At 49.3% G+C, this 22,561-nt stretch carries 23 protein-coding genes and 1 pseudogene; 18 read left to right on the top strand and 6 right to left on the bottom strand.

Annotated features, from left to right (window positions below; translation table 11 throughout):
- The first annotated feature begins 27 nt into the window (after positions 1 to 27).
- The 4 genes from Q0526_RS18725 to yaaA all read left to right on the top strand — a co-directional run bounded on the left by Q0526_RS18725 (position 28) and on the right by yaaA (position 2,284).
- Complete coding sequence (locus Q0526_RS18725; RefSeq protein ID WP_366522008.1) at positions 28 to 549, top strand: TraX family protein; 522 nt, start codon at positions 28 to 30, stop codon at positions 547 to 549.
- A gap of 132 nt (positions 550 to 681) precedes the next feature.
- The gene (gene bcp / locus Q0526_RS00115; RefSeq protein ID WP_298729666.1) at positions 682 to 1,152 is read left to right on the top strand and encodes a thioredoxin-dependent thiol peroxidase; all 471 of its coding nucleotides are present in this window, start codon (positions 682 to 684) and stop codon (positions 1,150 to 1,152) included.
- Positions 1,149 to 1,538 carry a rhodanese-like domain-containing protein gene (locus tag Q0526_RS00110; RefSeq protein WP_298729664.1) on the top strand — a complete coding sequence of 130 codons (390 nt, stop codon included), beginning with the start codon at positions 1,149 to 1,151 and terminating at the stop codon, positions 1,536 to 1,538. The genes bcp and Q0526_RS00110 overlap by 4 nt, the downstream gene beginning before the upstream one ends.
- Positions 1,535 to 2,284 (top strand): peroxide stress protein YaaA, encoded by a 750-nt coding sequence (gene yaaA, locus Q0526_RS00105; RefSeq protein ID WP_298729662.1) that lies wholly within the window; start codon positions 1,535 to 1,537, stop codon positions 2,282 to 2,284. Before Q0526_RS00110 ends, yaaA begins: the two co-directional genes overlap by 4 nt.
- A gap of 49 nt (positions 2,285 to 2,333) precedes the next feature.
- Here yaaA and Q0526_RS00100 read toward each other — a convergent pair.
- Positions 2,334 to 3,241: pseudogene (locus Q0526_RS00100) on the bottom strand (LysR family transcriptional regulator).
- A gap of 134 nt (positions 3,242 to 3,375) precedes the next feature.
- Between Q0526_RS00100 and Q0526_RS00095 the strand changes: the two are divergent.
- From Q0526_RS00095 to Q0526_RS00080, 4 genes are all read left to right on the top strand, one after another.
- Positions 3,376 to 3,654, top strand: coding sequence for a hypothetical protein (locus tag Q0526_RS00095; RefSeq protein WP_298729660.1), 279 nt, complete (start codon positions 3,376 to 3,378; stop codon positions 3,652 to 3,654).
- A gap of 63 nt (positions 3,655 to 3,717) precedes the next feature.
- Positions 3,718 to 4,590 carry a DUF3737 family protein gene (locus tag Q0526_RS00090; protein ID WP_298729658.1) on the top strand — a complete coding sequence of 291 codons (873 nt, stop codon included), beginning with the start codon at positions 3,718 to 3,720 and terminating at the stop codon, positions 4,588 to 4,590.
- The gene (locus Q0526_RS00085) at positions 4,583 to 5,125 is read left to right on the top strand and encodes a flavodoxin family protein (protein WP_298729655.1); all 543 of its coding nucleotides are present in this window, start codon (positions 4,583 to 4,585) and stop codon (positions 5,123 to 5,125) included. Before Q0526_RS00090 ends, Q0526_RS00085 begins: the two co-directional genes overlap by 8 nt.
- 148 nt (positions 5,126 to 5,273) lie before the next feature.
- Positions 5,274 to 5,639, top strand: a complete 366-nt coding sequence (locus Q0526_RS00080) for a cyclophilin-like fold protein (protein WP_298729652.1) — start codon at positions 5,274 to 5,276, stop codon at positions 5,637 to 5,639.
- 119 nt (positions 5,640 to 5,758) lie between these two features.
- Here the strand turns inward: Q0526_RS00080 and Q0526_RS00075 are convergent, their stop codons facing one another.
- Positions 5,759 to 7,057, bottom strand: coding sequence for a HAMP domain-containing sensor histidine kinase (locus Q0526_RS00075; protein WP_298729649.1), 1,299 nt, complete (start codon positions 7,055 to 7,057; stop codon positions 5,759 to 5,761).
- Positions 7,054 to 7,707, bottom strand: a complete 654-nt coding sequence (locus Q0526_RS00070; protein ID WP_298729647.1) for a response regulator transcription factor — start codon at positions 7,705 to 7,707, stop codon at positions 7,054 to 7,056. Before Q0526_RS00070 ends, Q0526_RS00075 begins: the two co-directional genes overlap by 4 nt.
- 196 nt (positions 7,708 to 7,903) lie before the next feature.
- Between Q0526_RS00070 and Q0526_RS00065 the strand changes: the two genes are divergently transcribed.
- From Q0526_RS00065 to Q0526_RS00040, 6 genes are read left to right on the top strand one after another with little or no spacing between them, the layout of a single operon-like run.
- On the top strand, positions 7,904 to 10,162 hold the full coding sequence (locus tag Q0526_RS00065) for an extracellular solute-binding protein (RefSeq protein ID WP_298729645.1): 2,259 nt from the start codon (positions 7,904 to 7,906) through the stop codon (positions 10,160 to 10,162).
- Positions 10,159 to 11,040: a sugar ABC transporter permease gene (locus Q0526_RS00060; RefSeq protein ID WP_298729643.1), complete on the top strand. Its 882-nt coding sequence runs from the start codon at positions 10,159 to 10,161 to the stop codon at positions 11,038 to 11,040. Before Q0526_RS00065 ends, Q0526_RS00060 begins: the two co-directional genes overlap by 4 nt.
- An 18-nt stretch (positions 11,041 to 11,058) precedes the next feature.
- Complete coding sequence (locus tag Q0526_RS00055) at positions 11,059 to 11,883, top strand: carbohydrate ABC transporter permease (protein WP_298729641.1); 825 nt, start codon at positions 11,059 to 11,061, stop codon at positions 11,881 to 11,883.
- Between the two features lie 5 nt (positions 11,884 to 11,888).
- The gene (locus Q0526_RS00050) at positions 11,889 to 12,446 is read left to right on the top strand and encodes a hypothetical protein (protein ID WP_298729639.1); all 558 of its coding nucleotides are present in this window, start codon (positions 11,889 to 11,891) and stop codon (positions 12,444 to 12,446) included.
- Complete coding sequence (locus tag Q0526_RS00045; protein WP_298729638.1) at positions 12,443 to 13,897, top strand: hypothetical protein; 1,455 nt, start codon at positions 12,443 to 12,445, stop codon at positions 13,895 to 13,897. Before Q0526_RS00050 ends, Q0526_RS00045 begins: the two co-directional genes overlap by 4 nt.
- Entirely contained in the window at positions 13,887 to 14,828 is a 942-nt protein-coding gene (locus tag Q0526_RS00040; protein ID WP_298729636.1) for an ABC transporter permease, read from the top strand. Before Q0526_RS00045 ends, Q0526_RS00040 begins: the two co-directional genes overlap by 11 nt.
- 54 nt (positions 14,829 to 14,882) lie before the next feature.
- Here Q0526_RS00040 and Q0526_RS00035 read toward each other — a convergent pair whose 3' ends face one another.
- The 3 genes from Q0526_RS00035 to Q0526_RS00025 all read right to left on the bottom strand — a co-directional run bounded on the left by Q0526_RS00035 (position 14,883) and on the right by Q0526_RS00025 (position 17,858).
- Positions 14,883 to 16,229 carry an MATE family efflux transporter gene (locus tag Q0526_RS00035; RefSeq protein WP_298729634.1) on the bottom strand — a complete coding sequence of 449 codons (1,347 nt, stop codon included), beginning with the start codon at positions 16,227 to 16,229 and terminating at the stop codon, positions 14,883 to 14,885.
- 184 nt (positions 16,230 to 16,413) lie between these two features.
- A complete protein-coding gene (locus Q0526_RS00030) occupies positions 16,414 to 16,983 on the bottom strand; it encodes a rhomboid family intramembrane serine protease (RefSeq protein ID WP_298729633.1) in 570 nt (189 codons plus the stop codon).
- 14 nt (positions 16,984 to 16,997) lie between these two features.
- Positions 16,998 to 17,858: an AraC family transcriptional regulator gene (locus Q0526_RS00025; RefSeq protein WP_298729631.1), complete on the bottom strand. Its 861-nt coding sequence runs from the start codon at positions 17,856 to 17,858 to the stop codon at positions 16,998 to 17,000.
- Between the two features lie 174 nt (positions 17,859 to 18,032).
- Here Q0526_RS00025 and gmd point away from each other — a divergent pair, with 174 nt between their 5' ends.
- Genes gmd through Q0526_RS00005 form a run of 4 tightly spaced genes read left to right on the top strand, consistent with a single transcriptional unit; the run spans position 18,033 to position 22,420 of the window.
- Entirely contained in the window at positions 18,033 to 19,121 is a 1,089-nt protein-coding gene (gmd, locus tag Q0526_RS00020; protein WP_298729629.1) for a GDP-mannose 4,6-dehydratase, read from the top strand.
- Between the two features lie 36 nt (positions 19,122 to 19,157).
- Positions 19,158 to 20,102, top strand: coding sequence for a GDP-L-fucose synthase (locus Q0526_RS00015; protein ID WP_298729627.1), 945 nt, complete (start codon positions 19,158 to 19,160; stop codon positions 20,100 to 20,102).
- 25 nt (positions 20,103 to 20,127) lie between these two features.
- Positions 20,128 to 21,441: a sugar phosphate nucleotidyltransferase gene (locus Q0526_RS00010; RefSeq protein WP_298729625.1), complete on the top strand. Its 1,314-nt coding sequence runs from the start codon at positions 20,128 to 20,130 to the stop codon at positions 21,439 to 21,441.
- Entirely contained in the window at positions 21,410 to 22,420 is a 1,011-nt protein-coding gene (locus tag Q0526_RS00005; RefSeq protein ID WP_298729623.1) for a type I phosphomannose isomerase catalytic subunit, read from the top strand. The genes Q0526_RS00010 and Q0526_RS00005 overlap by 32 nt, the downstream gene beginning before the upstream one ends.
- Positions 22,421 to 22,561: the final 141 nt, after the last annotated feature.

Genomic DNA, 22,561 nt, shown 5'->3' with positions numbered 1-22,561 from the left:
CTTCTGGCCTCTTTGGGGCTATTTTAGGTGAACCCTAATAACAGCGTACTAATAGCCGGGGTGGCAGCTATACTTCCGGGAATTCGATTGCAAATCCATGGTGTTTGGATTTTGAGGGAGACCGAAAATGTTTTTTATACATTTCTTGCGGCGTTCCTATGCTTGTATAGTTTACAGGTACGCGATTCACTTACCCGAACGAAACGGATTTGGTTGCTTTTGGCCCTTCCCATTTTGTTAGTGGGGTACGGTTTGCCGGCGGATTATGGAACCGGCTTAGTAGGGCTTGCATTGATTGTAGGACTATCGATTCTTTCTACAAACCGGCAACAGGCGATATTTTTGGCCATGTGGAGCCTTTTGTACTACGGCGTGATCCTGAGGAATCCATACAGCATGCTGGCTTGCGCAGTATCTTGTGGATTTGTTCTTCTGTATGATCCTAAGATACCCAGTCGTTTTCGTGCCAAAAGGTTTTTTTATTGGTATTATCCGATCCATTTGTTCCTTTTGGGCGGAATCAATGTTGGCTTGCGATTCTTGGGCTAAAAGCGCAAGTTCTGTATTTTGTCAAAAGGTGGTAAGGCGTCTTGATACCTTTTCGTGCGAGTATGGAGCCCTTGACGAAATACAGTGTCAGACGCTATACTTACAATAAAACTAGGAAAGGATCCGATTTTTATGTTGGAAGTGGGTACGAAAGCGCCGGACTTTACCTTACATGACCAAGAAGGAAAGGATGTCCGGTTATCTGATTTTTTGGGAAAACGTGTGGTTTTGTATTTCTATCCGAGGGACAACACTCCGGGCTGCACTCGGCAGGCTTGTGCCTTTGCGCAAAATTTTGAAGGATTCCGTCGCCAAGATGTTGTTGTTATCGGAATTAGCAAAGACTCGGTGGCATCCCATTTGAAATTTGCACAGAAATATGATCTGCCATTTATTTTGCTTTCGGATCCAGAGCTGCAGGCGATTCAGGCCTATGGCGTTTGGCAGGAAAAGAAATTGTACGGTAAGGTTAGCATGGGAGTTGTTCGCTCTACCTATCTGATCGATGCGCAAGGCAATATTGAGAGAGTCATACCCAAAGTGAAACCGGATACCAACGCAGCCGAAATTTTGGACTATTTGGCAGGGAAGAGCGACAAATGAAGCGGATTGCGGTAATGATGGCAGGGGTATTGTTGCTTGTGGGCTGTGCAACGCGGCCTACTACGGAAGATACATACCATCAAATTTCCCAAGAAGAAGCTAAGCAGATGATGGATGAGCAAGACGTCATCATTTTGGACGTACGGGAACCTTCAGAATATGAGGAAGGGCATATCCCTGAGGCGGTTTTGCTGCCGGTAGGTACGATTGACGAAGAAAGCGCCGCAGCCGTGATTCCCGGGCAAGAGGATACGGTTTTGGTATATTGTCGCAGCGGGAACCGAAGCAAAACGGCTGCCGCTAAGCTGGCAGAATTGGGGTATACCGAGGTGTATGAATTTGGCGGCATCACCACATGGCCCTATGAAGTGGAGAAAACAGAATGAAGATCATCATCTCTCCGGCTAAAAAAATGAATACAGACCCAGATAGTTTGCCTTGGCAGGAATTGCCGCAATTTTTGGAAAAGACCGAGCAACTGTATTTGGTTATGCGGTCCATGCCTTGTGAGGCGCTTCAAAAAGTTTGGAAATGCAACGATGCATTGGCTAAGCTAAACGTAGAGCGACTGCAAACGATGAATCTGCGGAAAAATCTGACGCCCGCCATCCTCAGTTATGAGGGAATTCAATACCGATATATGGCTCCATCCGTCTTCAGCGAGGAGCAACTGTCCTATGTGCAGACCCATTTGCGGATTTTGTCGGGTTTTTACGGTTTACTGCGCCCATTTGACGGTGTGACGCCCTATCGGTTGGAAATGCAAGCAAAGCTGGTTGCGGCGGGGGCCAAAGATGTTTATAGCTTTTGGGGAGATACACTGGCCACAGCTTTGTGTCAAGAAACCGATTGTATTGTAAATTTGGCTTCTAAAGAATATAGTGTTTGCATAACGCGCTATCTTCCGGAAACGGTTCGGTTTATCACCTGCGTGTTCGGGGAAGAAAAAAACGGAAAAATCGTAGAAAAGGCCACTATGTGCAAGATGGCGCGGGGAGAAATGGTTCGTTTTATGGCAGAGAAGGGCGTAGAGAAGCCGGAAGAAATTCAGCAGTTTGATCGATTGCACTTTCAATTTTGTCCGGAGCGTTCCGATGCAACCACCTATGTTTTTGTGCGTCATGCAGATTAAGTGCAAAGAATATAAAAAATGCTTTCCCGCTAAACGGGAAAGCATTTTTTTATGGAGTGGCAGTCGCTGTAAATGCCTCTTTTAGATGATCTAGAAAGACTTCGGCAGCGGGGGAAAAGACTTGATATTTTTTCCAGACAATATTCAGCCCTGATTCCAGTCGTGGAAAAAGAGGACGAAAACAAAGATCGCTTGTGGCGGAAGTGTTGGCCAGATGGTCCAATGTAACGGCATAACCTACGCCGGCTTCCACCATGATAGCGGCGTTATAGATCAAATTGTAGGTGGAAACAATATTCAATTTCTCAAATTCCGCACCAAACCAAGAGGCAAAGGCATTTCCATGCCGTTGGGTCAGAACTGCCTGACGGGAACAGAGTAACGGTAATGAACGCAAATCCTCTTTGCAGAGTTGTTCTTTGGCAGCCAAGGGGCTGTCTTTGCGCATAATCACGCCCCACACATCCTTTGCGGGCAAATCCAGAGAATCGTATTTGGTGATATCGGCAGGTTGGATTAAGATACCGAAGTCCAAAAGCCCATTGTCAAGCCGATCGGTAATATCCTGTGCATTGCCGCTGTGCATGTGGTAATGAATACCGGGATACTCCCCACCTGCATGCGCCGAATGATCTCTGCAATTTGACGAACGGCTTGCGTTTCTCCACTACCGATGTAGACATCTCCGCTTACCGTTGTTTCTAAAGAGCGAAACTCGGATTCTGTTTTGTCTACCATGCTGAGAATCTCTTCGGCCCGTTTGCGTAAAAGCATGCCTTCGGGGGTAAGGGTTACCCGATGGCTTTTGCGTATCAACAAACGTTGCCCCAGCTCTTCTTCCAAATCATGAATTTGTCTGGAGAGGGTAGGCTGTGTCAGATGTAAAAAGTTGGCAGCGGCGGTAATGCTTTCTTCGCGCGCAACCGCCAAAAAGTACCGCAATACCCGGATTTCCATCGTTTCCCCTCCTTTGTATAGGTATAGTATATTCGATTGTGATATGCTTTACAAGCATATCATTTCCCCCAAATTAAGTATTTGCTCTTTTGCGAATTTGGGCCTACAATAGAAGCCGTAAGGAGGGGAGTGTGATGATGGAACTCGACGAGGCACAGGCCTTCCGCATACGTAGAAATTTACAAGATGCAGGATGTGATTCTGCTACAGTAGCGCAATTCTTACGTTTGGAACAAACGCATTGCAGGCGAGAACAATATCGTCTGCTTTCCTGTCAGAAAGCGGCGCTCTTGCAAAATTTGCATGGGATTCAATATAAGATCGATTGTCTGGATCATTTGGTATACATCATGCGGCAGCAAGATGAGCAGCAACAGCAGCGCGCATCAAACAAACAGCATACTTTGGGATAGAGGTAAAGCATTTTTCTGCAAAGGGATGCAATGGTAAAAATGCTTTGTAAAGAGGAGACAATTATGACGATTTTGGAAAATCAAACGTATGATGTAGAGCGTGCCTTGTATGGCAGCAAAGATCTGATGGTGAGAAACTGCCGGTTTGATGGTCCGGCTGACGGGGAAAGTGCACTCAAGGAAAGCCAAGATATTTCGGTAGAGGAATGCTTTTTCAACCTACGCTATCCCTTTTGGCATGATACGAATTTGACCATCTATGGGTGTGAATTGACACCGCTGTGCCGGGCGGCTCTATGGTATTCTCACCACGTGGAAATCACCGACTCTAAACTGCATGGTATTAAAGCTGTGCGGGAATGTAGGGTGGTTTCGATTGCACATTGCGATATCGATTCGCCAGAATTCGGTTGGTCGGCAAATGAAATTCAGATGCAGGACTGTACGGCCAAGAGTGAATACTTTTTGCTGCGGGCGCAGAACATCGATTTTGCAAGGGTGGAATTTCAAGGAAAATATTCCTTCCAGTATATTGAAAATGCTACCTTTACCGATTGCCGGTTTGACACGAAGGATGCCTTTTGGCATGCAAAAAATGTTGTGGTACGCGACAGCGTAATCAAAGGGGAGTATCTGGCGTGGTATTCTGACGGCCTTACGTTGGAACACTGCAAGATTGTGGGAACACAGCCATTCTGCTATTGTAAAAATCTGCGGCTTGTGGATTGCGAAATGATCAACACCGACCTGTGTTTTGAAAAATCTGAGGTAGAGGCAACACTCACAACACCGGTCCTTAGCATTAAAAATCCGAAGGCTGGACATATTTATCTGCCGTCAGTAGGGCAAATCATTCGTGACGATCCCGATTCGCTCGGGGAAATTTTAGTAGGGCAAGAAATCGAAAAAGAAAAGGAGACTACCAAACATGCCTAAAAATATTTTGATTGTGACAGCAAGTTTGCGTCCGAACAGCAATTCGGATGCATTGGCGGAAGCCTTTGCACGTGGCGCCCAGACGGCAGGGCATAGTGTGGAGTCGATAAGCTTAAAGACTAAACACATCGCTTTTTGCCAAGGATGTTTGGCCTGCCAACATACCCAAAAATGTGTGATTCAGGACGATGCGATTTCGATTGCGGAAAAGGTAAAGGCGGCCGATGTGCTGGTTTTTGCAACCCCGGTCTACTATTACGGGCTTTCCGGCCAACTGAAAACACTGCTGGATCGGTGTAATCCGCTCTTTACGGCTGACTATCGATTCCGGAATGTCTATTTGTTGGCCACAGCGGCAGAAAACGAGGAAAATACTGTGGAAGGCAGTGTAAAAGGGATGCAAGGTTGGGTCGACTGTTTTGAAAAGGCAACTTTGGTTGGTACAATCTTTGCCGGAGGCGTGACAGATGCAGGCGAAATCAAAGATCATGCGGCATTGGCACAGGCCTTCGAAGCGGGGAAAGCGATTCGGTAAAGCCATAGCGTTGGCGGTGCTATTGACCTTCTTGATGGCGTGTTCGAGTCCAACGGGTACGGCAGTGGACTCGATTCTGTCGAAGGAACTTCCAACGCAACAGACTGTCGAAACGGCAGAACGAGCTTTACAGCAAGAGGAAAACGGTATGCAGAAGATTGAAGTTCAAATAAGCAATGTCACCTTTACAGCTACCCTGTATGATACCAAAACCGCACAGGCTTTTGTGGAACTTTTGCCAGTGCAGCTTACGATGTATGAACTCAATGGCAACGAAAAATACGCTGATTTGGCGCAGCGTTTGCCGACAGCGGAATCACGGCCAAATGCGATCCATGCTGGAGATCTGATGCTCTTTGGCTCGGATTGTTTGGTCCTGTTCTATGAGAGCTTTTCGACGTCTTACCGGTATACACCAGTGGGGTATCTGGACGCGCCAGAGGATTTGGCCCAGACGCTGGGCGAGAAAAACGTTACGGTCACCTTTCGGTTGGCTGATCAGAAATCGAACTGAACCGTGAATCAGCTCTAGAGAAAATACGTAGAAAAAACACGGCATTGTTTCTTGGAAAGAATTTTCCAAGGGACGATGCCGTGCGTTTTTCTATAATGGAAAGAATGGTGGGGAAGGAATTACGAAAATTGTAGCTGGAAGGTAGCACCGCCGCCCGGCGTGTCCGAAACCGTCAAAGCGGCTTTGTGCAGGCGTGCCAACTCTCGGGCTACGGAAAGCCCAAGACCGAAGTTGCGCTTATCGGTACGGCTGGCATCGGCACGATAAAATCGATCAAAAATGTGCGACTTGTCTGTATCGGGAATGCCCGGACCGTGATCTACCACCGAGAAGGAAACTGAACCTTTTGCGCCACAGGAAAGTACCAATTCAATGGGCGTATTTTCCGGTGTGTGTTCCAGTGCATTATGCAAAAGGATAGAAAGAAGTTGCTCCAGCCGTTCCAAATCCGCCTGGATCATAGGAACGGGCCCCTCGGGCAAAGTTAGGGTAAGGGAATGTTGCTGCTGCTTGGCCAACGGATAGAATCGGTCGTACATCTCGATACACACATTGTCTGGCGCGACAGACTGAAGATGAGCGGGGACCGTATCCAAATCACCATTGGCTAAAAGGAGCAGGTCGTCGGTCAGATGTGCCATACGGTTGGCTTCGCTCAAAGCAGTGTGTAAGAAGTTCTCCTGCCGTTCCGGGGCGAGGCGTTCTTCCATGGCTTGCAAACTGGCCTTGATAACCGCCAAGGGACTGCGGAGTTCGTGACTGGCAGCGGCAATAAATTCTTTCTGCTGCCGTAAGGCCTGTCCGGTAGGAGCGAGGGCTTTTCCTGAAAGCCAGTAGGAGATACCGGCCAATAGCAGGCAGCCGGCTATAAACAGTCCGATATATTGTAAGGCGGACCAAAACATATGCCGAGTTAAATAACTTTGCTCCTGTAAAAAGACGAACAGCAGATAGGAACCGTGTTTGTCCCGGGGCAATAAAGCGGCAGAGACAGCGTAATTGTCTCCCATCGTTCCGCTCATAGAAAAATGGGCTTCTTGCTGAATCACCGCGCCAGCACTGTCTCTTTGCGAATGATCCAAAAATAAGTGGGCGCCTTCGAAGGCAAGAGCTTCCAATTCGTCCCGGGGCGTTTGACTGGAAAGTGAGCCGGCATAATGCAGTTCGGAACCGTTATCCTGTAAGAACAAGAGACAACCTGTTCCGTATTCCTGCTCGGCAAGCCAACGATCTGTGATAGACTCCGCATCGGAAAGACGATCGCAGAGCGATGCAAAATTGTTGGCAAAAAGAGTTTGAGAGCTGGTTTTATACTGCTCTTCCGAAAGATGCCAGGTGACGATAAGTGCACAGGCTAAGACCAAGGCGGTCAATCCGGTCATCAAGAGCGTCAGGCGGCAGTGTAATTTTTGAATCATGGCTGGACCTCAAATTTGTACCCACTGCCGCGCACCGTTATAACTTTGGCGGAACTACCCACAGACTGTAAACGGCGGCGCACAAAATGAATGTAACAATCCAAATTGGCGTCTTCTACCTCCGCTAATGGCCCCCAAACTTGTGCCAAAAGCAGTGGTCGGGTTTGCAACCTGCCGGGAGTCCGTAATAGTGCCTCCAAAAGATCACATTCCCGCTTAGTTAAGTGGACGGAACCTTTGGGGCCTGTGAGGGTTAGCTCTGTGGGAGAAAGCGTTACATCGCCGCTGTGCAGGGAAGTTGCGGCTGTGGTACCGGGGCGACGACTTAAGGCGCGCAATCTGGCCAAAAGTTCCCGTGTGTCAAACGGCTTTGCCAGATAATCGTCTGCGCCGGCGTCTAACCCGTCCACACGTTCACCAATACCAGAAAGCGCGGTTAACATGAGAACTGGGGTAGTGATACCGCTAGAACGGGCAGCGCGCAGAAGACTAAGGCCATCCAGCCCCGGTAACATACGGTCCAGAATGCAAACATCATAGGCACCGCTGGTCAGCAAACTCAACCCATCGGTACCGTTATGACAAAAATCTGTACGGTAACCGGCAGATTCCAGTGCAGGACGTAAGGCTTCACAAAGAGCAGTGTTCAATACAAACCATTAAAATTCTCATTCTATACTCCTGATACTCCATTTCCTATTTTCTATTATACACCTTTTGTCTTGAAGAAACCTTGAAAAATCTCCTTTGTTTTTTAAGGACAATTCAAGACAGGAAGATTATACTGAAAAGCAAGAACTGAAGGAGGTAGACGTAACGAAACGATCCAGAAACATCGCTTTGGCTATGGCGATGGTCGTAAGTTTGACGGCCTGTGGTGGGAATGAAGCCGCGCCAGCCAGCGGGGAAACCTCTGCTGCGACAGCTGCAGAAACGCAGATGGGGCGCTGGGTAGAGAATGAGGTGGACTTGGGCGGTCGAGAAATTGCCGGATTCCCCGCTTTGTTGGATGACGGCTCGTTGGTCATGTATGTCTATGAGCAGGATCCCACAACGTTTGAAACAGGGACGTTGGTTCGGCTAACATCCACGGACAATGGGGAAAATTGGACGGAGGAAGATCCCGGTTGGAGCGAGCAGGTCGATGGATTCATCAGCCAAGTTTGGAGCGCGCCGGACGGTACGGTTTGCTTGGGAAGCGTAGTGAGGGGAGAAAATGGCCGTGCCGAGAATCGCTATAGTCTCTATTTACAAGCGGCGGATGGTATGTTAGAGCAGCTAGACATCGCTGAGGCAGACGCGGTTCAATCGGCCGTGTTTTATCAGAATGACTTGCTGCTGTTTCAGGTACAATACGGCCAAGAAGGCGTTACACAAAAGATGGTGTGCCATGATCGAGAGACCGGGGAAGAAGAAACGCTTGCTTTGGGGGGCATGGCCGCATATGGCGGTGGTGTAGAACCTACAATAGCCGGCGATCAACTTCTGTATCTCTACTATGACGAAACCGGCAACATGCCGCTGATGAAATTGGACGTCCAAAGCGGCAACAGCACGCAAATATTGGAGTCTCTGAGTGAAGCCACCAGCTTCGCCTTAGCGGGAGATGCGGATGGAGCGGTGTACTATCCGACGCCGAAAGGCATTTACCGTCTAGCTTCGGGCGGAACTTTGCCAGAGCAGATCATGGCGGCGGATGGTATGGCCATGAGCTTGTCCAGCAACTATCCCAGTTCTATCTGTCGTGCGGCTAACGGCGACTTTTTGGTTACGATGCATGGGGACGATTCTACAATCCGGATGTATCGTTACCATTACGATGATTCGTTGCCAACCAAAGCGGAAACAACCCTGACAGTGTGGTCGTTGGAGGATTCCCAAACGGCACGTGCAGCGATCAATCAATACAAACAGCAGCATCCCGATGTGGATGTGACGTTTACAGTGGCGATCCCGGAGGATGCGCAGGATCTGTCCACCGCACGCAACGACGCGCTGACGCAGCTCAACACCGAGCTGCTGGCTGGTGAAGGACCGGATTTGCTGATTTTGGATGGGGTAGACTATCAAAATTATGCGGAAAAAGGGCTTTTAGCAGATCTTGCTGATACAGTGCCGGTCAGTGACCTACAAGACAATTTGGCAAATCCTTTTGTGGAAGATGGCAAAGTGTATGTCATGCCGGCTCGTTTCAGCGTACCGGTGCTGATCGGGGATGCGGGCTCTTTGGATGGGCTGAGCGATCTTACCGCTCTTCAGCAAGCAGTGCTGGATGCAGCACCTCGCGCGGACTTGGGTGATCAGAGTTCCGACTATTATGAGACACCGCCGGGAGACCAGCGATATGCGTTGTGCATGACCAATGCAAAACAGTTTGCGGATTTCCTTCTGCCTGTCTGCGGAAGCGCTATTTTGCAGGGAAACACATTGAACGAAAGCGCTCTGCGTGAGGTTATGTCGTTTGTCCAGACGGTGTCGGACTATTACGGTATCCGAAATTATACTTTGGAGAATAATACCGGAAGCGCCCAAAGCTGGACCGGAACAGACATTATTGAGATCAACCCGGAACAGGGCGAATATACCGACTCCGGACATGCCCTCTATGGCTGGTTTTCGATGAAAACGCCGTTCTCTATATTAGCTATGGCGCGCCGAGAAGATACCATGAATTATAGTTCCGACAAGATTTCCTGCGAGATGATTTTGCGTCCGGGCCTTACACAAGGCGCCTATACACCGCAGGTTTTGGTAGGTGTGAATGCGAACGGGAAACAACTGGAGGCATCCAAGCAGTTGGCAGCTACCTTCTTTGATTCCGCTGTGCAGGAAAACTACTATGGCGACGGTACGACGGTGCGGGCAGACTGTCTAGGTGAAAAACTGGATTCTGTGATGAATAACGAGCAGTACGGCAACTCTGCCTTCCATGGAGATATTCAGGCACTGTTGGAAAGCTGCACTACGCCGGTGATTGTGCCTGCGGTTTTGGAAGAAAGCTTTATCAATCATGCGGATGCGATTATTCAAGGACAAGAAACGGTGGACGACGCCGTGAACGGTATGAAGTCTGATCTGAGCCTGTATCTGGCGGAAAAGCAATGAAACGCGAAACATCCGTACACCCAAAAGGAAAAGTAAGCGTGCGTCAACGGTTAGGGAAGATAAACTATACTCCCTATCTATTTTTGGCGCCGAGTCTTATCGGTGTAACGCTTTTTTTGCTGGCGCCTTTTGTGGAAACGGTACGCCGAAGCTTTTGCGACACGCTGGGACGCAAATTTGTGGGGTTTGCAAATTATCAATCTGTTTTGCAAAATGAAGCCTTTCGGCTGGCGGTTCGTAATACCGCCCGCTTTACCGGCGTTTGTGTCCCGCTTCTGTTGGCAAGCAGTCTCGCACTGGCTTTGGCATTGCGAATGAAAGCCTTACAGCGCACCAACTGGGGCGGCTGGTACCGCACTACCTTTTTGTTGCCGATGGCTATTCCAGTGGCCAGTATCGCATTACTATGGAAAGTACTGTTTGCCCGTACAGGGTTACTCAACACCTTACTGGGAACGGATTGCGATTTTATGGGAACAGACGCCGCTTTTTGGGTATTGATTGCTACCTATCTTTGGAAAAATGTAGGGTATGACAGCATTCTTTGGTCCAGTGGATTAGAAACGATTCCCGCAGAATTGTACGAGGCTGCCGCCGTAGATGGTGCGGGTGTATGGAAACGCTTTACGGCGATCACGCTGCCAAATTTGGCCCCCACGCTTTTGGTTACCGGTATTTTAAGCCTGCTCAACACGTATAAAGTGTTTCGCGAGGCATACCTCGTGGCGGGCGCCTATCCGCACAATAGCATCTACTTATTACAGCACTTGTTCAACAACTGGTTTTTGGCATTGGATTTACCGCGCCTATGTGCGGCCGCGGTTTTGGTGGCTTTGACCTTATTGGTCATCATTGCTGTTTTGGTAAGGCGCCTGTAAGTGACCTAGTATAACAATATGAAAAAATATTTTTTGCTTCCCTTTGCTTTGCTGGTCTGGGGACCCTTATGGTTATTGTTTGTAGGGGCGCTGACTGGTGACGGAGAACTGCAGTACACCTTGGGGCCGGCGCTGACTGGGCAGGGGCAGGCTCAATGGACATTATTGCCGAGTTGGCCTACGTTACAACCGTTGGTGGAATTGCTGCTGGATACGCCAGCGTATTTCGTTACCTACTGGAATACCTGTGCGCAGGTGTTTCCGCAAGTTTTGGGACAACTGTTGGTGGGGGCACCTGCTGCATGGGCCTTGTCGCGGATGCATTTCCGTGGTCGGCGGGAACTCAGAATGTTGTATCTTGTGCTCATGCTGCTGCCGTTTCAGGTTACAATGGTGCCCAGTTATTTGACACTTCATACTTTTGGTTTGTTGGATACCGTCTGGGCGGTGATTCTTCCCGGCGCATTCAGTACTTTTCCCGTGTTTATTATGTGCCGCGGATTTGACTCGGTTCCCAAAGAATTATTGGAGGCGGCGGCCATCGATGGAGCTGGGCCTTGGCAGCAGTTTTGGCGTATTGGCCTGCCCGTAGGAGCACCCGGCGTATTAGCGGCTCTGACGATGGGATTTCTTGATGCGTGGAATGCCTTAGAGCAACCAATGACTTTTTTGAAAACACCCTCCAACTGGCCCTTGTCTTTGTATCTGACCAATACCACAGGGGAAGATTTGGCATTGACAATGGCAGCGAGTCTTATCATGCTATTGCCGGCCGTGTTGATTTTTTCCTTTGGACAGAAGTATTTGGAACAAGGGTTGTTGACTGGTGCAGTGAAAGGATGAAAACGATGAAACGTATAGTGCTTCTGTTTGTTTTGGCGGCTGTAACTTGTGCAGCTACCGCGTTGCTGTTTACTTCGTGTGCGGCAAATGTAGAAGAAGACTCGAATACAAGTTCCGTATCGCAGAGCGAGGCAAGCAGCGAAATGGAAACCGTACCGGAGGAAACATCAGAACCGGAGATGCCTGCTCAGACGCCCTCTGCAACAGTAGATCCAGCGCAAAGCGAACTTACCAAAACATCTTTGCAGAATCCTGACCTTCAAGGAAAAATTCAATCGGTTGAGGAGACTTCCTTTTCACTGATTCCAATCACTGTCACAGGAGATTCGGGCGGTGTGGCGGTTGCAGCAGCGGGCATTGACACTGAGCCGGTCGAGGGAGATATAACGCAAGCTGTCATTGAAACGATGCGTATCTACAACGGAGGCCATGAAGAACCGCAGCCTGCCGATGCTTCAGCACTGCAAGAAGGGCAAACGGTCAATCTTTTCGGCAGTTGGCAAGGGGATTGCTTCGTGGCACAGACGGTTAGAATCTTGTTGATTGAGGATGATCCGGCATGAGATTGACGGATCAGCTTACGGCCATAGTGCGTAACAGTGATCCGCAGCAGTTGCGCCGACTGGGGAATATTGCGCGCTTTTTTGCGGCTTTACTGGTAGTTACATTGGTGGCAAGGGGAACTGCCGGGGCAACGATGCCAACTGTTGTTGTTCAAACACCCAGTTCCGGAACGGTGAGCCAAAGTCTTTTGACAAATGGGACGATTTCCTATGCCGGCGGCCAGCCATTTACTTTACCGGAAGGGCTGCTGGTGCTTCAGGTGCCGGTTCAGGTGGGACAAAGTGTAAAAGCTGGAGATACGCTGGCAGTTTTTGATGCAGGAGAAGTTTCTCGGGCTGTGGACTCCAAGCAAGCAGAACTGCAGCAGGTACAGGTGCAGGCCCAGCAACAGGCGGAAGGAGATACCGCTGATCCTTACAATGCGCAACTTGCGCAACAACAACTGGAACGTGCCTATGAACAGACCCATAATACCTACGCAGATGGGGAAGAAAGCGTGGCGCGTGCCCAACAAAAACGGGATGAGGCGGCACGGGCGGTGGAGGATGCTCGCAATGCACCCTTGGATTCGGAACTGCCGCAAAAAGAGGCGGAGGCTCAAAAGGAGGCAGAAATAAAAACTGCTACGGCAGCTTTGGAGGCGGCAGAAGAGGAACTTTACCAAGCCAAGAAATCCGCGGAAGCTGCCAATGAATCCGCTTTGTCGGCGGCTCAAAGTGCCGAGGATACACGAAATAGCGCCCTCCATGCTTTGGAAGAGGAAGAAGATGCAGTGGCAGAGCAAAACCAAACCGATCGGGCAGCAGCAGCGGTCAGTCAGGCAAAAGCAGCTATATTGCAAACAGAGTTGGACGCTTTGCTTGCCTTGCAAAATGCAGGGGCCTGCTATTTGGCGCCAAAAGATGGAACGGTTGTAACGCTGAACCTTAAACCCGGTGAACCCAGTTCCACCGTAGGGGGCTTGCTGGCGGATCAAGATGTAGAGTATAGGCTGGAAGTTCCCTTGGAGGAAGAACAAGCCGAGTTGGTCTCTGTTGGGACGATCCTTCATGCGGAGCAAAATAAAGCAAATGGAGATGCTGCGGTACAAAGCTTGTCAGCGCCAGATGCGGATGGCGTTGTGATGGCCACAGCTACACTGCCAAAGGGCGCGTGGTCTGCTGGTGCGGTGGCGGTTACGGCCTCGGTACAAGGAGCAAGACAAAATCTGGTGCTTCCCAACACAGCGGTTCGGCAAGATAACCAAGGACAATATGTACTGGCTGTGGAGGAGAAAAATACGATTTTGGGATTGCAAAATGTGTTGGTTCGGCTCTCAGTAACTGTATTGGAAACTGGAGATTCCACGGTAGCCGTTTCAGGAGCGCTGGATTCTCAAACGCGGATCGTCGTCAGTAGTAGCAAATCGGTACAGGCTGGTGATACAGTGAGGCTGCAAGATGAATCCTGAATATTTGGCGTTGCCGCCAGCCCGTCGCCGCTGGTATGGGCCGATTTTGCTTCTGACGGTGTTTCTTCTGGAAATTATGTTGTGGCAGCATTTAGAGCGGCAACGGAGCTTTTGTCAGACCACGGGCGTTCGATTTGCATCACCCATAGCGACGGATGTATTGGATCAGGTAGAAACTTTTACCACAAGCGATAAGAATACGCAAGGAATCTATGCGAGTTTTTGGGGGCAACAAGACGTTACCATCTCGACATCCAATGGCCGTCATGCGGATGCTGTTGTTGGGATTGGATATTATGGCAGTGCGGAGGATTGTCTGCCTGTACCATACCAGCAAGGTTGTTCGCCCAGTATCTACGGAAACGAATGTGCCCTTTCTGAAGCCTTAGCACAAACACTGTTTGGCAGTACCGATATTGTGGGGATGAAAGTCCTTGCACAAAAAAAGACGTATACGATTACCGGCGTGTTTTCGGCAAAGGAGAGCGTTTTCTTATTTCCCACGCAAGAAAATCTGACTTGCGCTGAGCTGCGCGGCGTATCGTGGGATGCACCTAAAGAGGATGTGGAAACATGGTGTGCCGCGGTGGGCCTTGAATCACCGCAATGTATTGTGTATGGCCCCCAACGGGTGTGGATTATGACACTGTTTTGCGGTTTTCCGCTTTTTGTGGTGGGGGTGGCTTTCTTCGTGACGACAATCCGATGGTCTTGCTTATGGCCGAAAGGAATCGGAACGGTCTTTTGGTTTGTATTGGCGGTGCTGGCAGCACTGATGTTGCCAAATATTCTGGATTCATTGCCGGGATGGTTGATTCCGGGACGGTGGAGCAATTTTGCGTTTTGGCAGGATCTGGCACAAAGCATTCATGAACAGCAACAAGCGTGGAAACTTTGCGCCCATTATTGGCCGGATCTGATTCGGCGATAACAGACATATAAAAAGCCTTTCGTCCCAAAAGGGCGAAAGGCTTTTTGCTTCAGATTAAAAAGAGGATTTTTTGCGATTGTGGATGCTACGATGATACACTACTGCTGAAAGAAGAGCTGCAATGATTTCGGTGATCCAAAAGGCGTGCCAAACTCCGGTGGGCCCCATCTGCCGGCAAAGAAACCAAGCCAGAGGTAAAATGGCCAGTACGTACCGGCATAGAGAAATGACAAGAGAAGCAGCCCCTTTACCAAGTCCTTCTAAGGCGCCGGAGGAGGCGACGGAAACGGCGGAGATGACGAAGCCAAGGCTGATGGTACGCAGAGCGACTTGGCCGATTTGTAGGGTTTCGGGATTGGATGTGAACATTCCAATCAACGGCTCGGAAAATACGAAACACACCACGGTGCCGGCAGCCAGAATGGCGGCACACAGAGCAAGCGTCCACTCATAGATTTTGCGGACACGTCGGTGTTCTCCTGCGCCATAGTTGTAACCAATCAAAGGACGCATGCCCTGCACGATTCCGCTGGCAGGGAGGTATAAAAAGGTCTGCAGTTTATAGTAAATTCCCAGAACCACCACATAGCTTTGGGAATAGGCGGCCAACAAAGAGTTGAGAAAGGAAACAAGAAGTGACGGCAGGGCCAGATTCAAAATGGCAGGAATACCGATTGCGTACAACTGTAAGTCCATTCGCTTATCCGGTTTTATGCAAGAACGGCGAAGCTGGACCGGAATGGGAGTGCGACGATAGAAAAAGAGGTAAATGGACAAGGTAAGCATTTGGCCGATACCAGTTGCCAAAGCGGCTCCGGCAATTCCCATTTGCGGGAAAGGGCCCAGCCCAAAGATCAGTATGGGATCCAGCAGAATATTGCAGATGGAACCTGCCAGCAGCGCTATCATAGTGACCTTCATGCGACCTACCGCTTGAAACATCTTTTCGAAGGCGAGAGCAGCCATAATGACTACGGAAAAGGAAAAAGCGATAGTGGCGTAGGTGATACCCAGCTCCAGCACGGCAGGATCTGTGGTGAACATGCCCAGAAAGTGTGGAACGATGGCGATGCAGATTATCGTAATGAGTACGCCATGAAGCAGCGAATACAACATGCCATGGGTGGCCGCTGTGTCGGCGCGCCGTTGCGAACCGGCACCAAGATGGAGCGCGATTTGGGCGTTGATTCCTACGCCGAACCCGATAGCGATGGCGTTAACTAGATTTTGCATGGGAAAAACCAGAGATAGAGCGGTCATGGCATCCTCACTAATTTGTGCGACAAAAAGGCTGTCCACAATATTATAGAGGGCGTTGACTAGCATCGACACCACCATGGGCAGTGCCATGGAAAGCAGCAGGGGTAGGATGGGCTTTTCTTTCATAAAAGTGCTGTTCATTGAAAATCGCCTTTCACACAAAAAAGCCACACAATGGTTTCCCAGTTGGAAAACCATTGTGTGGCGAAAAGTAGTCTTGACTGTAAAAGTCCACACGGAATTTTATTAAATATACCATACCATGCAGGGGCGGCAATGTCAAGGGCTGTATAGCTGGAAAGGCTCTCCAGACGCAAGGGGACGATTATTGCTTGCGAACCATAAACCCAAAAGCGGTTCCGCACAGGCCGCCTACAATATGCATAAAATTAGCCACTTGGTCTTGAACGAAGAAAATGGCATATACTTGCTGCCCTAGATAGAGCATCGCTACCAGAATTAAAGTCAAGGGCAGGGAGCCGCTGCGCATACCAGCCAAACTGGAAAGCATAATAAGCATAAAAACAATGCCGGAAGCGTCTAGTAGGGCTGTCCCCGGGAAAAGCAAGCACTGCAAAAGCCCAGAAATGGCGGCGGTACACAATATGCCTCCGAGAAGTGTCCGACTTCCATATTTCTCTTCCAGTGGCGGGCCAACGACCAAAAGCAGCAGCATGTTGTTGATGAAGTGCTCCCGGCCGGCGTGGCCCAGCACATGGCCAAATAAGCGGACGTAGAAAAGGGGAGCGGCCCAAGAGGATCGATAGACACTGAATAAATGTAAAGTGGTCCATCCGCCAGTGAGACGGTCAAGAAAAAGAACGAATAAGGAAAGGAAGAAAAGACTTAAAGTGACGGGAGCGTTATACTGCAAGCGCAAAGTGGGATGTTTCATGTTTTCCTCCTGCGTTACCATTGACGGCGATACTCGCCGGGGGTAATGCCTTCGATTTTTTTGAAAAGGCGAGAAAAATAGTTGGCATCTTGTAATCCACATTCTGCAGCCACGGATTCAATGCTGTGGTCGCTAAAGCGGAGCATCCGTTTGGCCTGTGTGATCCGCAGCTGAAGCAGATAATTGGTAATGGATTGACCAAATTGTTCTTTGAATACCCGTGTCAAATAAAATTTGTTGATATAGAAGCGCTCGGCCAGCGCATCTAAAGTAATCCGTTCGGTAAAATGGGAGTCCAGATATTCTTTGACGACCTGTACGTTTTGCTTCTTTCCATGGGAAATACGTGCTGCGCCGGGATGCCAACTTTCCTGCATCAACAGGGTCAAAAGGTCGACCAAGCGTCCGCAGATCTGCATGTCACGAACATAATCATCAGACGCAGCGAGGCGATATAACGTTTGAAGCAGGTTTTTGTATTGCTCTGGTTGTCGGGAATGGAAGACAGGCTGTCCACCGCGCTCCTCATACTTTTTGTAGATGGGCACCATGTTGGGACCATAAAAGTGTACCCAACGTAGGTGCCATAAGTCTTGCGCTGTACGATGTAGATAGGGTTTGTGGCAGTCTAAAAAAACACAATCTCCGGCATGCAGTTCGTGCTGATTTCCCGCATATTCCAAAATGCCAGAACCGCTTTCTACCATAAAAAACAGATAGGAAGAAAGTCCCTGACGAACACTATCGTGGGGTTGCCGTGCCTGCAGGCTGCCCACTTCCTGTAAGTGAAGCAGACTGGAACGAGCAAAGGGAGAAGGTGTATAAATGATGCGTCGTGCGTGAACGAGTTCGCCATCAAACAGGGGAGAGTCCATATCTCAATCACCACCTTTTGTCGTTGTTAGTATACCAAAAAAGTCAATATTATGCTAGTGGTTTGCAAGATTTCCCCTGTTAAGGAAGAAAAAAACACGATAAAATAGCGAATAGACAGAAAATAGGTGCTGACCGATCTGTGCGGTTTTGCACAAAGAAAGGCGAAAAAATCTATGAAAAAAGCATTGATCACTGGTGTGACCGGTCAGGACGGTAGCTATCTGGCAGAATTTTTGCTGGAAAAAGGCTATGACGTTCATGGTATGATCCGTCGGTCCTCTGTGGATTACCGGGAGCGTATCGCGCATCTGGAAGGACATCCGCATTTTCATCTGCACTACGGCGATCTGAGTGACTCAATGAGCCTGATGGCTGTGATTGGAAGTGTCCGCCCTGATGAAATCTACAATCTGGCCGCGCAAAGCCACGTTCAGGTTAGTTTTGATGTGCCGGAATACACAGCGGATGTAGTGGCAACGGGTGTACTGCGGGTTTTGGAGGCGGTCCGCCTGTGTGGCTTGACCGAAACTTGCCGGATCTATCAAGCGTCGACCAGTGAATTGTACGGTAAAGTGGAGCAGGTCCCGCAAAATGAAAATACGCCATTTCATCCTTACAGTCCCTATGCGGTTGCCAAACAGTATGGCTTCTGGATTGTAAAAGAATACCGAGAGGCGTACCATATGTTCTGCTGCTCCGGTATTTTGTTCAACCACGAATCGGAGCGCCGCGGAGAAACTTTCGTGACCCGTAAAATCACCTTGGCGGCAGCACGCATTGCGCAGGGAAAACAGGATAAATTGTATTTGGGCAATCTTTCCAGCTTGCGGGACTGGGGCTATGCAAAAGATTATGTGGAGTGCATGTGGCTGATTCTGCAGAATGATAAGCCGGAGGATTTCGTGATTGCCACCGGCGAGCAGCATTCCGTTCGAGAGTTCTGTCAGTTGGCGTTCCATCATGTTGGCATTGAACTGGAGTTTCAGGGCGAAGGCATGGACGAAAAAGGCATTGACCGCGCGACAGGTAAGGTCTTGATTGAGGTGAGCCCCGACTTCTATCGCCCGACCGATGTAGTGAATCTGTGGGGCGACCCTAGCAAAGCCAAACAAGAACTGGGATGGAATCCCACCAAGACCAGTTTTGAAGAATTGGTCAAAATTATGGTAGACCATGACATGAAAAAGGTGGCAGTGGAGCGTGCGGAAGAGCACATCCAAACCAATTTGGCAGAGTACCTTGAAAAAGGTGTTATCAAATAAGAAGACATGGTTTGTTATAGAAAGAAGCACGAAATTATGATGGATAAGAATGCAAAAATCTATGTGGCCGGTCATCGCGGAATGGTGGGTAGTGCCATTGTACGGGAATTGCAGCGGCAAGGGTATACCAACATCATTACCCGTACGCATAAAGAGCTGGATCTGTGCCGTCAGGCCGATGTGGAGGCTTTTTTTGCGGCAGAAAAGCCGGAATATGTTTTTCTGGCGGCAGCCAAGGTTGGCGGCATTGTGGCAAACGAGGAAGCGTTGGCCGATTTCATGTATTACAACATGACACTGGAAATGAATGTGATCCATTCTGCATGGGAAAACGGCTGCAAAAAACTGGAATTTCTCGGCTCCAGCTGTATTTATCCGCGCATGGCACCGCAGCCTATGAAAGAAAGCTGCTTGCTGACCAGCGCTTTGGAAAAGACCAATGAGGCTTACGCACTGGCGAAAATTAGCGGTTTGAAATACTGCGAATACCTGAATCGCCAGTATGGTACGGACTACATCAGTGTGATGCCGACCAACCTGTACGGCCCCAACGACAACTATCATCCAACCCACAGCCATGTGGTCCCGGCATTGATTCGCCGCTTCCACGAAGCCAAAGAGCAAAATCTGCCCAGTGTGACTTGCTGGGGCGACGGCAGTCCTCTGCGGGAGTTTTTGTATGTGGATGATCTGGCCAACTTGTGCGTGTTCCTGATGAATCACTACTCTGGCAACGAAACCGTTAATGCTGGTACGGGAAAAGAACTCACCATCAAGCAGTTGACCGAGCTGGTGGCCAAAGTGGTTGGCTATACTGGGAAAATCGAGTGGGATCCTTCCAAGCCCAACGGCACACCGCGGAAACTGTTGGACGTGAGCAAGGCGACGGCGTTGGGGTGGACCTATAAGACGGAGCTGGAAGACGGTCTGCGCATGTCGTATGAAGACTTCCTTCATAATCCCATGCGTGCCGAACGCTAAATTTTACAGAAAGGAACCCGGATTCATGAATATTGTTTTGCTATCTGGAGGCTCCGGCAAACGGTTGTGGCCGCTGTCCAATGATATTCGCTCTAAACAGTTCATTAAAATCTTCAAAACGGCAGACGGTTATGAATCGATGGTACAGCGAGTGTATCGTCAAATCAAAGAGGTGGATGCGGACGCGGTGGTAACCATTGCGACCAGCAAAACACAGGTCAGTTCCATCCACAATCAGCTAGGGGACGCAGTGGGCGTTTGCGTAGAACCCTGCCGCAGGGATACTTTTCCGGCAATCGCATTAGCAACTGCGTATCTGCACGATGTTAAGGGCGTCGGTGAGGAAGAACCGGTGGTGGTATGCCCGGTGGATCCCTATGTGAATAACGACTACTTTGAGGCGCTGCGCTCCTTGTCGGATCTGGCGGCGCAAGGAAATGCTAATTTGACCTTGATGGGGATTGAGCCGTCTTACCCCAGCGAAAAATACGGATATATTATTCCGGAAACGGAAGAGTCTGTCAGCAAGGTGAAAACCTTCAAGGAAAAGCCTGACGCTAAAACAGGCGCGGAATATATTGCACAGGGGGCACTGTGGAATGGAGGCGTTTTTGCCTACAAGTTGGGATATGTGCTAAACCGTGCGCATGAATTGATAGATTTTGCGGACTATCAGGATCTGTACAACAAATATGATTCCCTGAATAAGATCAGCTTCGATTACGCAGTAGTCGAAAAAGAGCCGAACATTCAAGTTATGCGTTTTGCTGGTGAATGGAAGGATATGGGAACGTGGAACACGCTGACCGAGGCTATGGAAGATCCCAGCATCGGAAAAGCAATCCTCAACGACAGCTGCCAAAACGTGCATGTTTTGAACGAATTGGATGTGCCGGTACTTTGCATGGGCCTGAAAGATGTAGTGGTCTCAGCGAGTCCGGAAGGTATTTTGGTGTCCGACAAAGAACAATCCAGCTATATAAAACCTTTTGTAGATGCCATCGATCAGCAGGTTATGTTCGCGGAAAAATCTTGGGGTAGTTTCCGCGTGCAGGATGTGGAAGACGAAAGCATGACCATCAAAGTAACGCTGAACCCGGGCCACAGCATGAACTATCATAGCCATAGCCGCCGGGATGAAGTGTGGACGATCATCTCGGGAAAAGGCCGTACGATTGTGGATGGCATGGAGCAGCCGGTGCAGGCGGGCGATGTGGTAACCATGCAGGCGGGATGCCGGCATACCATCATTGCGGAAACCGAATTGAAGGTGATCGAGGTCCAACTGGGCAAGGAGATCAGTGTGCATGACAAACAAAAATTCCCCCTTGAAGACTGAACCGTTTCTGCTTCGACCAGTCGGGAAGAATTACCTATGGGGCGGTAATCGTTTGAATGAAGATTTCGCCAAGGAAATCCAGATGGAGCCTCTTGCCGAAACGTGGGAGTGCTCCACGCATCCGGATGGTCCCAGTACGGTTGCAACCGGTCCCTTTGCAGGACGGTTGTTGGTGGAGGTTTTGCAAGAACACCCCGAATATTTGGGCAGTCATCCGCGCACAAAGGATGGAAATCTGCCGGTTTTGATTAAGTTTATTGACGCTAAAAAGGATTTGTCGGTTCAGGTGCACCCAAGCGACGCATATGCCAAGGAACATGAACATGGACAGCTTGGCAAAAGTGAGATGTGGTATGTCTTGGACACACAAGGCGACGCCCATCTTGTTTACGGATTCAATCGCCCCATTGATCGACAAACGCTGAAAAAGAGCTTGCTGGACGGTACGGTAGAACGGTACTTGCAAAAAATTAAAATCCAGAAAGACGATGTCTTTTATATTGAGGCTGGCACGGTGCATGCCATCGGTGCGGGATCCTTGATTGCAGAAATTCAAGAAAGCTCCAATCTGACGTACCGTATGTATGATTACGGTCGTGTCGATAAAAATGGAAAACCGAGAGAACTCCATATAGAGCGTGCTTTGGATGTGGCTAAGCTGGAAGGCGGCAGCACACCACGCCAACCGATGCGTGTGCTGAAATACACGCCGGGATGTGCCAGCGAATTGCTTTGCCGCTGTAAATATTTTGTGGTGGAGCGGCTGCTGATCAATACTGAACGCATTCGAAAGATGGTCCCCTTTGCTACGGGTGACAATTCCTTTCAGGTTTTGCTTTGTGTGGATGGTTGCGGTGTGGCTTTCCCTGAAAAGGGGGAAGCAATTCCGTTTTTCCGAGGAGATTGTCTTTTTATACCGGCTCACTCTGTTGCGATTCGACTGCATGGACGTGCGCAGCTATTAAAAGTGAGTTGCTAACCCGAAAGAGCAATACGAAATTTCAATTTTTTTGCAACAGGCCTTGACTTGTGCGGGAAAATCTGTATAATATTAGTGTTGCTCTTGTGTGCTAGTATGGCTCAGTTGGTAGAGCAGCTGATTCGTAATCAGCAGGTCGTC

The organism is uncultured Subdoligranulum sp. (assembly GCF_937890665.1).
The sequence above is the reverse complement of the archived record's forward strand: the minus strand, read 5'-3'. Positions and strand labels throughout refer to the sequence as shown.

Excerpts from the sequence above, each read along its gene's own strand:
- Q0526_RS00060 (WP_298729643.1), top strand. The coding sequence starts at position 10,159 with ATGAAACGCGAAACATCCGTACACCCAAAAGGAAAAGTAAGCGTGCGT.
- Q0526_RS00095 (WP_298729660.1), top strand. The coding sequence starts at position 3,376 with ATGATGGAACTCGACGAGGCACAGGCCTTCCGCATACGTAGAAATTTA.
- Q0526_RS00090 (WP_298729658.1), top strand. The coding sequence starts at position 3,718 with ATGACGATTTTGGAAAATCAAACGTATGATGTAGAGCGTGCCTTGTAT.
- gmd (WP_298729629.1), top strand. The coding sequence starts at position 18,033 with ATGAAAAAAGCATTGATCACTGGTGTGACCGGTCAGGACGGTAGCTAT.
- Q0526_RS00085 (WP_298729655.1), top strand. The coding sequence starts at position 4,583 with ATGCCTAAAAATATTTTGATTGTGACAGCAAGTTTGCGTCCGAACAGC.
- Q0526_RS00075 (WP_298729649.1), bottom strand. The coding sequence starts at position 7,057 with ATGATTCAAAAATTACACTGCCGCCTGACGCTCTTGATGACCGGATTG.
- Q0526_RS00065 (WP_298729645.1), top strand. The coding sequence starts at position 7,904 with ATGGCGATGGTCGTAAGTTTGACGGCCTGTGGTGGGAATGAAGCCGCG.
- yaaA (WP_298729662.1), top strand. The coding sequence starts at position 1,535 with ATGAAGATCATCATCTCTCCGGCTAAAAAAATGAATACAGACCCAGAT.
- Q0526_RS00080 (WP_298729652.1), top strand. The coding sequence starts at position 5,274 with ATGCAGAAGATTGAAGTTCAAATAAGCAATGTCACCTTTACAGCTACC.
- Q0526_RS00110 (WP_298729664.1), top strand. The coding sequence starts at position 1,149 with ATGAAGCGGATTGCGGTAATGATGGCAGGGGTATTGTTGCTTGTGGGC.
- Q0526_RS00025 (WP_298729631.1), bottom strand. The coding sequence starts at position 17,858 with ATGGACTCTCCCCTGTTTGATGGCGAACTCGTTCACGCACGACGCATC.
- Q0526_RS00030 (WP_298729633.1), bottom strand. The coding sequence starts at position 16,983 with ATGAAACATCCCACTTTGCGCTTGCAGTATAACGCTCCCGTCACTTTA.
- bcp (WP_298729666.1), top strand. The coding sequence starts at position 682 with ATGTTGGAAGTGGGTACGAAAGCGCCGGACTTTACCTTACATGACCAA.
- Q0526_RS00050 (WP_298729639.1), top strand. The coding sequence starts at position 11,889 with ATGAAACGTATAGTGCTTCTGTTTGTTTTGGCGGCTGTAACTTGTGCA.
- Q0526_RS00055 (WP_298729641.1), top strand. The coding sequence starts at position 11,059 with ATGAAAAAATATTTTTTGCTTCCCTTTGCTTTGCTGGTCTGGGGACCC.
- Q0526_RS00005 (WP_298729623.1), top strand. The coding sequence starts at position 21,410 with ATGACAAACAAAAATTCCCCCTTGAAGACTGAACCGTTTCTGCTTCGA.
- Q0526_RS00040 (WP_298729636.1), top strand. The coding sequence starts at position 13,887 with ATGAATCCTGAATATTTGGCGTTGCCGCCAGCCCGTCGCCGCTGGTAT.
- Q0526_RS00010 (WP_298729625.1), top strand. The coding sequence starts at position 20,128 with ATGAATATTGTTTTGCTATCTGGAGGCTCCGGCAAACGGTTGTGGCCG.
- Q0526_RS00045 (WP_298729638.1), top strand. The coding sequence starts at position 12,443 with ATGAGATTGACGGATCAGCTTACGGCCATAGTGCGTAACAGTGATCCG.
- Q0526_RS00035 (WP_298729634.1), bottom strand. The coding sequence starts at position 16,229 with ATGAACAGCACTTTTATGAAAGAAAAGCCCATCCTACCCCTGCTGCTT.
- Q0526_RS00015 (WP_298729627.1), top strand. The coding sequence starts at position 19,158 with ATGATGGATAAGAATGCAAAAATCTATGTGGCCGGTCATCGCGGAATG.